General features: G+C 62.5%; 8 protein-coding genes. 1 reads left to right on the plus strand and 7 read right to left on the minus strand.

From position 1 onward, the window contains the following. Positions 1-29: 29 nt before the first annotated feature. From BM396_RS31370 to BM396_RS31390, 5 genes are all read right to left on the minus strand, one after another. Positions 30-1,310, minus strand: coding sequence for an IS66 family transposase (locus tag BM396_RS31370; protein ID WP_043387809.1), 1,281 nt, complete (start codon positions 1,308-1,310; stop codon positions 30-32). A 905-nt stretch (positions 1,311-2,215) separates the two neighbouring features. Then, positions 2,216-3,532 carry a glycosyltransferase gene (locus tag BM396_RS31375; protein WP_043388184.1) on the minus strand — a complete coding sequence of 439 codons (1,317 nt, stop codon included), beginning with the start codon at positions 3,530-3,532 and terminating at the stop codon, positions 2,216-2,218. Positions 3,533-4,037: 505 nt separating this feature from the next. After that, complete coding sequence (locus BM396_RS31380; protein WP_230367017.1) at positions 4,038-4,910, minus strand: alpha/beta fold hydrolase; 873 nt, start codon at positions 4,908-4,910, stop codon at positions 4,038-4,040. A gap of 335 nt (positions 4,911-5,245) precedes the next feature. Then, positions 5,246-5,821 carry a cytochrome P460 family protein gene (locus BM396_RS31385; protein WP_081948859.1) on the minus strand — a complete coding sequence of 192 codons (576 nt, stop codon included), beginning with the start codon at positions 5,819-5,821 and terminating at the stop codon, positions 5,246-5,248. Positions 5,822-5,850: 29 nt separating this feature from the next. Continuing rightward, on the minus strand, positions 5,851-6,438 hold the full coding sequence (locus tag BM396_RS31390; protein WP_081948857.1) for a cytochrome P460 family protein: 588 nt from the start codon (positions 6,436-6,438) through the stop codon (positions 5,851-5,853). Between the two features lie 367 nt (positions 6,439-6,805). On the opposite strand from BM396_RS31390, the gene BM396_RS31395 reads away from it, so the two are divergent. Further along, a complete protein-coding gene (locus tag BM396_RS31395; protein ID WP_043388181.1) occupies positions 6,806-7,780 on the plus strand; it encodes a helix-turn-helix domain-containing protein in 975 nt (324 codons plus the stop codon). A 109-nt stretch (positions 7,781-7,889) separates the two neighbouring features. Here BM396_RS31395 and BM396_RS31400 read toward each other — a convergent pair whose 3' ends face one another. Next, positions 7,890-8,396, minus strand: a complete 507-nt coding sequence (locus tag BM396_RS31400) for a YkgB family protein (protein WP_043388180.1) — start codon at positions 8,394-8,396, stop codon at positions 7,890-7,892. 148 nt (positions 8,397-8,544) lie between these two features. Then, on the minus strand, positions 8,545-8,845 hold a 301-nt coding region (locus tag BM396_RS31405), incomplete at its 5' end, for an integrase core domain-containing protein (RefSeq protein ID WP_139239602.1).

An 8,845-nucleotide genomic window follows, 5' to 3' on the forward strand; every position in this document is an offset into this window, starting at 1 on the left:
GTAATTACCCAGGCCTGTGATGGCTGGGCTCAGGCGCCGATGGTTTTGAGGATGGCGCCGAAGGGACTGCTGCCTGTGAGGCGCGCGGTGTCGACGACGGTGCGAATGGCGGCCTCGCCCTCGGCCGCCCACATGGCCCGGTAGCCGTTGGTGACCTTCCGCTGCACGACAGCCGGACGCAGCAGCCGCTCGGAGCCGTTGTTGGTCGGCTCGACCTTTCCGGGATAGGCGAGGAAGACCAGGAGCTGATCGCGGGCGCGGCTGATCTTGGCCTGCAGGTCGCGGCTCAGATCACAGCGGCTCGACGTGGCGAGGATGGCACCCAGTTGCCGATCCAGGCTGCGGCGCTTGGCCGAGAGCGTCGCGGCAGCCAAGTCGGTGACGCGCTCGGCCAGGGCGAACACGCGCTGCAACCAGAGTTGCAGGCGCCAGGGCACGGGATCGTCGCTGGCCTCGACGCCATAGGCGACATCGCGGGCCAGATGCGCCAGGCAGGTCTGGTGCTCATCCGCGTGGCCCTGTTGGGCGGTGTAGCGGTCGGAGATCCACACCGCCGGTCGGTGCCCGTCCATCATCTCGCGCACCACGACAGCGCCGCGCGTCGGGGAGGCGGTGTGCACCACGGCTTGCGCCGAGTGGAACAGCCAGTGGTAAGCGTTCGAGCCCTCGATGCGCACGCCAGTCTCGTCGCAGGCGACGACCTCAGCCTTGCGCAGGGTCGCGATGGCCGCGTCGCGACCGGCACGGAAGCGGTCCTGCGCGCGCCGGAGCAGGTTCATCAGCCCGCCCTGGCTGAGGGTGAGGCCGAACAGATCGGAGAGCGCCGCCTGCAGCCGTTCGTACGAGAGCGCCTGAAAGGTCTTGAGGTACGTCGCCACCGCATGCAGCCGCGGACCGAAGGGCGTGCCGCGCGCCGCTTCGGGCGGTGGCGCGATCACGCGCGTCCCGCAGCTCGGACAACAAACGGCAAGGCGCTGGTGCTGCGTCACAATCGGCGCCACCTCAGGCAGCTCGATTTGCTCAGAGACGCTGACGATCTCTGCCGGAAGTGCGGCGTGCAGGCTGGCGCCGCAGCACGCGCACGCCTCGGGACGATGCTGGACGATCGTATCGGGATCATCGCTCAGCACCCGGCTGTGACCCTCGTGACCGGGCTTGGCGCCGCCGGGCTTAGAATGCTCCCGCTGCTCCTTGCGATCCGTCGCGGGCGGCTTGGATGAGGTGCGCGAGGTCTTCTCTGGCCGCTGCAGCCGCAGCACCAGCTCGATCAGCTCCTCGCGGCTCAGCCGTTCCAGTTCGCTGCGGCCCATCCCGCCAGGGAATCAGCGAAATCCGACCCGCGCAAGAGGCAAGCTCGTCCCGGCAAGCGGCGCAGCCGCGGGCGTTCCGCCGCCGACCGATCCACCCCGTGGGTAATTACAAGTCCGCGGAAAGAGCATTTTGAGACGATTGGACGAGCCGCAACGAAGGTCCACTTCTCTGGACTAAACAACAAATGCGGCTCAGTCGCTTTCAGTTAGACTACGTCACGTGAGAGCGCCAGCGCACGCAGAACCGGTCGTTCAGCTTTGCGCCCATTCCGGCCATCTAACGAGCCGCCGACGCGCCTCCATAGCGGACGCTCACCGTGAAGGCTGCGGCGGCGGCCCATTCGCATAAGGGCACGATATGGAGCGGCGCAGTGCCTCCGTGGCCCTTGGGATCCGATGTGCGCTCTGGGAAGGCCTTCTTCCAGGCTGCCGGTGAGGGCGGGGCCTACAACCGGGTAGGGTGGAAAGCGGGCGGTCTGCTTGAGAGCGGGCGGGGCTTTGAAACAGACATGGTCGCTACCGGAAGGTCCGCTGGGGCCGGGATACATCTCCACCTCGACCACGTTACTGAAGGAGTGGTCCGGCTGATCCGCCGCGACAGGCGCACGGCCTTCACCGTGCGCCGCAGGTCGCTCAGCTCTTGGAAGAAGTCATAGCGGATGAGCGGCAGCGTTTCCGAGCGCGTACTCAGGCGGTCCAGAAGCTCAGGCATCAGCAGCCGTGCCGTCGTCCCGTAGCGGCTGCGGCGATCCCCCAGCGCCGCAACTTCGGACTGCAGTTTGCCTTAGGCCCGCAGCCAGATCGCCTGGTAGTGCAGCGCCAAGAAGGTATAAGACACGGCTTACAGATGCAGTGAGCGTGGACTTTGCCCTGCTGGACACGCCGATTGCCCGGTCATGCAGGTCTCATCTGCAAAGAACCCGTTTCGGCGATGCTGGCACGAGAGCGCCACCCTTGACGAGGGCATCGAGCGCCGCGAGGATCTCGTCGCCGCTGTCAAGGCTTCCGAACGCCTCGGCTACCTCGCCGGCCCGGACCCGGAAGCTCGGTTCGTTCAACACGCGTAGGGCGGCCGTGCGCAAGGTCTCAACGGTAGGCGCGTCCGTCGTGAGGTCGATACCAACCCCCGACCAGCCGATGCGCGCGCCGACCTCGGCTTTGTCCTCCGTCCGCCCCGCCGAGACGATCGGCACGCCCACGGCCAGCGCCTGCGAGACACTGCCATAGCCGCCGTTGGTCACAAGTAAGTCTACCTTCGGCAGCAGCAGGTCGAACGGCAGGAAGCTCGCGACCCGGGCATTGGCGGGAAGCGGTCCCCGCAAGACGTCCAAGGGCCGCCCGCCAGTGGTCGCGACAACGAGCAGGTCGTCCCGGTCGGCGAGCGCGGTCAGTGTCGGCTCGACCAGAGCCCCGAAGTCCGCATTGGCGAGTGTGCCCTGCGTGACCAGCACGACGTGGCCGCCCTCCTCGCGCCACGCGTCGAGCTCGGGCCACCAAGTCGGCACCGGTATGTCGGCGTGCGGGTTGGGCAAGAGGCCGACGAAGCGTAGGCCGGACGGGAGCGCACCGAAGTCGTACTCGAAGGCGGGGACCGTCGGCTGGAGGAAGAGATCCGGCAGCACGACGATCGAGTGAGGCAGGGAAGCCGGCAGGGGCGGAAGCCCGAGTCCGGCGAGCAGGCCGTCCGTGTGGGCGCGCACGGGATTGACGAAGGCGGCATCCGTCCCCGCCTTCAAGGCGGAGTAGCGCATCCGCTCGGCTTCGTCTCCTGCCGGCGGCAGGCCGGCCCCCACCGGCGCGTGATCAGGCCGATCGAGGAAGAGGAAGCTGACGTTCAGGACGGCGATCGGCGGCCGGGGTTGCCTGTCGAGGAGCAAGGGCAGCACGCCAAGGAAAAGGCTGCCGGCGATCACGATATCAGGCCGATGATCTGCGATCAGCCTCCGCAAGCCGGCTGCTTGGCCAGGCATGCCGTCGATGAAGCGCCGCTCGAATTCATGCCGCCAGCGTTCCGGTCCCGGCGGCAGGCTGACGTCGAGGTAGGCGGCGGCTCCACCATCATTGCACGGGACGAAACGCAGACCTGCTGCCTCGATCCGGGTCCGAAACGTCTCGGCCGTTGTGAACAGCACGTCGTCGCCGCGGGCGCGCAGGAGGTTTCCGATGGCCAGCAGCGGATTGACATGCCCTGTCAAAGCCGAGGCCGCGATCAGGACTTTCATCTTGAAACTCCGTAGCTTTGGAATTGAGAACACTCACTCGGCGTCGCGAACGAAGTGTAGCTGTTCCGAATATATCGACCGCAGCTCGCAAGGAATACGCGACCGCAGCGTGCACGTCGATTGCTGCTATTTTGGACTGAACGATCCCGAACGCGCTGGTGTTTCGGCTCAGGTGCGTGACCAGCTAGTCTCAGATGGAAGCCTCATCGAGATACAGGCTTTATGGATACCTCATCGGCTACGTGGAAGCTGCGACTCGTCTGCTTCGGACACATCGAATAGAGTACATATCACTGCGACCGGCAGCGGAGACGACAGATCGACGGAGTGACAGAACTGCGAGTGTCCGCAACAGACATCGATAAGGCCACCCACCTTCTGGGTAATTCTCTCGCGCAATGCAAACAGACGCAAGACCTGGGAATCACGAAAAGAGAGTCGCTCGCGCAATGCTCATTATCAAATCGAAACTGCGATGACGGCCTTGCAGTCAAGCCTCGCCATTTCAATCGAGGTTTTGCTTGGCCATGAAGTTTCGGACTAACGCTGCAATCTCGTCGACGCGCTCATCAAGCGCGAAGTGTCCCGCATCGAGAATGTGGATTTCTGCGTCCGGAAGGTCTTTCCTGTAGGCTTCGGCACCGCCGATCGCGAAGGACGGATCGTATCGCCCCCAGACGACGAGGGTTGGAGGCCGCTTCTGCCGGAGCCAAGTCTGCCACATCGGATAGGAGGCGACGTTGGTACGATAGTCATAAAACAGATCGGACTGGATCTGTCGTTGACCTGGCCGGGACAGATGGGCGAACTCGTCGAGCCACAGATGCGGGTCGTATCGCTTTGGATGCGGGCTGGTTCCGAGATGACGCTGCTTCGTCGTCTCCAGGGAGAGGAAGCTATCGATCACCGCGTCCTCATGGGAGGCGCGGTCGTGCCAGAATGCCCGACGGGTTGCCCAGAGCGGTCCAAGCCCATCCTCATGAGAGACAGCATTCTGGATGATCAGCGCCTGCACACGTTCGGGATGTGCAAGAGCCAGCCTCATGCCTATGGGGCCGCCATAATCCTGAAGGAAGAGGCTGTACCGGTTCAGGCCGATCTTTTCCGCAAACTGGTCGATCGTGCCGGCGACATGGTCGAACGTGTAGGCATATCGCTCCGGCGGTGGCGCCTCGCTCAGGCCGAAGCCCGGATAATCGGGTGCCACCAGATGGAAGCGGTCTGCGAGACGAGGGATCAGCGTCTCGAACATGGCCGAAGATGATGGAAAGCCGTGAAGCAGAAGGATTGTCGGAGCGTCCTTCGGGCCGGCTTCTCGATAGAAGATTGTAACGCCGTCGACCGCAACCGTACGATAGGTTGTGTCGACGGATGTCATTGAGGCCGTCTCGGCCGACGCAGTTGGAGAAGCAATCAGCGCCGTTGTCGCGAGAAGGGGTGCAAGCGCTCTGAACATCGTTGTACCTCTCGAGTACGGGTGGCTTCTCAGCCGCGGATGCTGTGCGTCGAGCGATATCCGTCATGACGCACGCAGCCTTTCGGAGCGGGCGTGCGAAGTCCTGGCTGGAACCGCTCGATGCCCGCGTGCCTGTCCGATCGAGCCAACCACAAGGCTCGGCGGAGCGGCCGCAGGCACCACACGCCGCTTCAAGGTTCACCGAGCCAAACCGGGTCTCTGTAAACCCTGCCTGTCACTCCGGAAGCTGCCGCGCATCATTTTCTCAATGATGGGTATCCGTCGACATAGATCCAGTTCGTCGATCGAGCAGGAACGTGACACCCTAAACATTCGTCTCGATAGCTGACTGTCGTGGCTTTGTCGGGCTGACCCGCATCGAACCACGACCAGCCCCAACCTTCGCCCCAAAGTGGGTTGTCTTGGTGAGTATTTCCGGCGTCGCGCACCATGACGAACCAACCTTTGAGATGATCCGCACGACTTACCGTCCCGGTCGTAAATTCACCGGTGCTGGTTTCATAAACTTCTTTGACCAGGGTAGCGCCGTCTGGAAACGAACCCTCGTTGCGATAGGTCTGCGCAGCACCGGGTGATGCGTAGACCACGTGCATCTCCTTCGAACCCCGGCCATTCTCCGATGCGACCGCCCAGGAACCGAGGAACCGGTAGCGTTCCCGGTAGTCGCTCGGCACGCGGATATTGCCGGATTCATCCACAAGCTGCGGCTTCTTTTGGTCTATCGGCTGAGCGGAAGGCTGACTCAGCAATCCCGCCGACGTGGCCAGCAGCGTCAATGCGCCAGAGACATGGAGCAGATAGCGACGATACATATCGTATCTCCACACAGTATACGATCTAACTAATCGTCCAATCGCGGATAGAACTGTGTCCAGACTTCATCTTTCTTTGCTGAGGCCATGTGGCAGTAGGCGCATTCGCTTTTCGGGCGCACCGTTGCAGTTGCCGCTTTCGGCTCGTGGTGATTGAAGTTGAAGTAACCCCATCCGCCGGTCGAGGTATACCGCGCTGTGTCTTTGACCGTCACGTCGGCTCCGTTGAGCTTGCCCGGAAAAAAGCCACGCCCAGATGGCTCGACGCGCGACCCGTCGGCCTCTTCTTTAGGTAGAGTCAACTGAAGTTCCTTGAAGAGGATGGTGCCCTCCGGAAAACTTCCGGTCCTCTTATATTCATCGTAGGAGCACGGCTCGATGTAGACGTTGTGATACTCTGGGAAGCCGGCGTGCCCGTTATTGAGTGCATTCGGTGTAAGAGGCGAGCCGACATAGATCCATCGCTCGAAGTGCTTCGGAAGGACCAGCTCCCCATCCGACGTGTACTCCGCTTTGTAGCAGCTCGATTGTTGCGCAATCGATGGGCTCGGATTCGACATTAATCCTGACACCGCCACCGATGCAGCAGCAACCCGGAGGAATGCAAACCTGGACATCGAACGTCATCCCCTCTCTCAACCGCCTTGAGGCGCCGCAACGTAGCGTGCGATTGAGCGCCCATCTGCGAGCCTACCGAAATGGAGCGTGCCGAAGGTCCGGAATTGGTTGCAGAACGTCTCGCACCTCTGTCGTCACCGTTGCGACGAGGGTTGATGGCGGACCGCGAGCATCCCACATGGGCGCGCCCTGATCGCACATCACGAGGTTTCCTGTAGCCACGGCGAAGCCGCCGAGGTTGCTTCGGATGTCGATAGGACCGCACATCCCACCTGTCCTGTGAACGGGGCGACGAATTGACCATCGATTGCTTGACACGGACCTGTGTTCACGCACACGAGCTGCACCTGATCTAGGTACGGAGAATTGAAAGTTCCTATTGTGCCAGCTACGATTTCACGACACACCGTCGATGCGGCCATCGACGTACTTGAAGTGAGCTTCGTCAAGTTGGTGGAGTGCCTCGTCGCATCCGGCTGGCGCCTCGAGTTGGCCGGCACCGATGCACCGAGCATCCATTACAACATAGCCGGTCGAGGCACGCTCATCACGAGCAGGAGTGCGCCCATCGATCTTCGGCCGCACACCCTCGTCATTCTTCCGAGGCACACGGCGTTCGCCCTCGAAACCCCCGGCGCATTACCCATGCGAACCGTCAACCGGGGGCCTCTGAGTTCGGCGCCCGGATCGGTCCGACGCTTCACAGCCGGCCCGAGTGCGGCCCACCTCGTCCTCGTCTGCGGTTACTTTCGGGCGCTGTATGGCACATCGATCGACGTCTTCGACACGCTTCGGGTGCCCATCGTCGAATACTTCGACGAAATCGATCAAATCGACCACAAATTTCGTGAGGCGGTCGACGAGCTCGCCGCACAGGAGGTCGGCACCGGAGCAATGGCCGCAGGCCTGCTCAAGCTTGTTCTCATTGCGATATTCCGGAGATCGCTCGTCTCGCAGCAAGTTTGGGCGGAGCGGTTCTCGTTGCTCAGCGATCCGCAGATCTCGCGGGCCTTCTCCGAAATGGCCGCGCGACCAGCGGCGGACCATACCGTATCGTCCCTCGCCCATGTCGCCGGTCTGAGCAGATCCGCCTTCCTGGCTCGCTTCACCAAGGCCTTCGGCACTTCGCCGATGTCGACGCTCAGGCAGCTGCGCATACGACACGCGGCGGCACTTCTGTCCACGAACGTACTGCCGATCGATCAGATCGCTCAAGCTGTCGGGTATCGGAACCGCAGCAGCTTCTCGAGAGCCTTCAAGAAGACGTACCTGATCGATCCGAGCGAGTATCGAAATCGAAAGGCGATACAAGAAGGCGAAGTTTACAACCCCGATCCATAAGATCGGGGTTGGACAGTAGATCTGTGCGGGGGCAACCGTAGCGAGGCTGCCCCCTATCGTCTGTCGTTTCACCGATCCGACGATCGTAAGGTGGATCGAGATCGTGACGTCAGCCGCGCGGCCGACCGTCGGGCCGTCGCACGGATGCCAGCAGCAGCGTTATCGACGCCGCCAGCAGGACGAGATCCTTGAGGAGGAACTGTCCGGGCATCGCGGAGATTGCGGGAAATCCACCGGCGGTGTGCTCGGCCACGCCGGGGGTGGTCACAAAGAACGTCAGTGTTATCAGGTACGTCGTGATCGACATCGCGGCACCCAGGGCCGAAACCACTGGAACGAAGGCGCCGACTGCGAGCGCGATCGCGGTCGACAGCTCCAAGATGCCGATCACACGGCTTGTTCCCTGAATGCCGAAGACGTCGTGCAACCAGCCCATGATGGGGCTATTCGCCACGAACGGGGCAATCCCGCCAGCCTCATAGGCCGTGAACTTCATGAAGCCGAACCAGAGAAAGATGACGACCAGCGACCAGCGCAGCGGCGAGAGACTGGATCTCAATCCGGCGGGGCCTTCGGCGGTCACGAACCAGGACTGATGCGGAGTGGTGGTAGTCATGGCGAAATCCTTTCGGGTCATGTTGCACGAGACAGGTGTGCGGGAACGCAGCGCGCGATTGCTGTCGTCGGTCGGACCTGTTCGACAGGTGGAGGGGTGATGGAGTGACTAGGCTGATCGGCCCCCACGAGGTGGTCCAAGGTCAAAGTTAGTGCAGGGTTGGTCGCTGGACCACGGCGAGCTTGGCCGGTGCAGCCGGCCTAGCGGCTATAGCTGGCACGAACACCTCTGGCGCTGGCGGCCGGTAGCCCAATGCGCCATGCGGCCGAACCGTATTGTAGTGCCGTCGCCAGCCCTCGATCATGATCTGCGCCTCCTTGAGCGTGTAAAAAATCTCGCCATTCAGCAGCTCGTTGCGTATCTGTGCGTTGAAGCTCTCGACATATCCGTTCTCCCACGGCGAACCAGGGGTGATGTAGGCCGTCCTTGCGCCAACGGCCGCAATCCAG

Origin of the sequence: Methylobacterium sp. UNCCL125 (assembly GCF_900116795.1) — a bacterium.
In the GTDB taxonomy this organism is placed as follows: domain Bacteria; phylum Pseudomonadota; class Alphaproteobacteria; order Rhizobiales; family Beijerinckiaceae; genus Methylobacterium; species Methylobacterium fujisawaense.

What these genes read in the sequence shown, in the direction of transcription:
- BM396_RS31370 (WP_043387809.1), bottom strand. Translation starts at nt 1,310, where the DNA reads ATGGGCCGCAGCGAACTGGAACGGCTGAGCCGCGAGGAGCTGATCGAG.
- BM396_RS31375 (WP_043388184.1), bottom strand. Translation starts at nt 3,532, where the DNA reads ATGAAAGTCCTGATCGCGGCCTCGGCTTTGACAGGGCATGTCAATCCG.
- BM396_RS31380 (WP_230367017.1), bottom strand. Translation starts at nt 4,910, where the DNA reads ATGACATCCGTCGACACAACCTATCGTACGGTTGCGGTCGACGGCGTT.
- BM396_RS31385 (WP_081948859.1), bottom strand. Translation starts at nt 5,821, where the DNA reads ATGTATCGTCGCTATCTGCTCCATGTCTCTGGCGCATTGACGCTGCTG.
- BM396_RS31390 (WP_081948857.1), bottom strand. Translation starts at nt 6,438, where the DNA reads ATGTCCAGGTTTGCATTCCTCCGGGTTGCTGCTGCATCGGTGGCGGTG.
- BM396_RS31400 (WP_043388180.1), bottom strand. Translation starts at nt 8,396, where the DNA reads ATGACTACCACCACTCCGCATCAGTCCTGGTTCGTGACCGCCGAAGGC.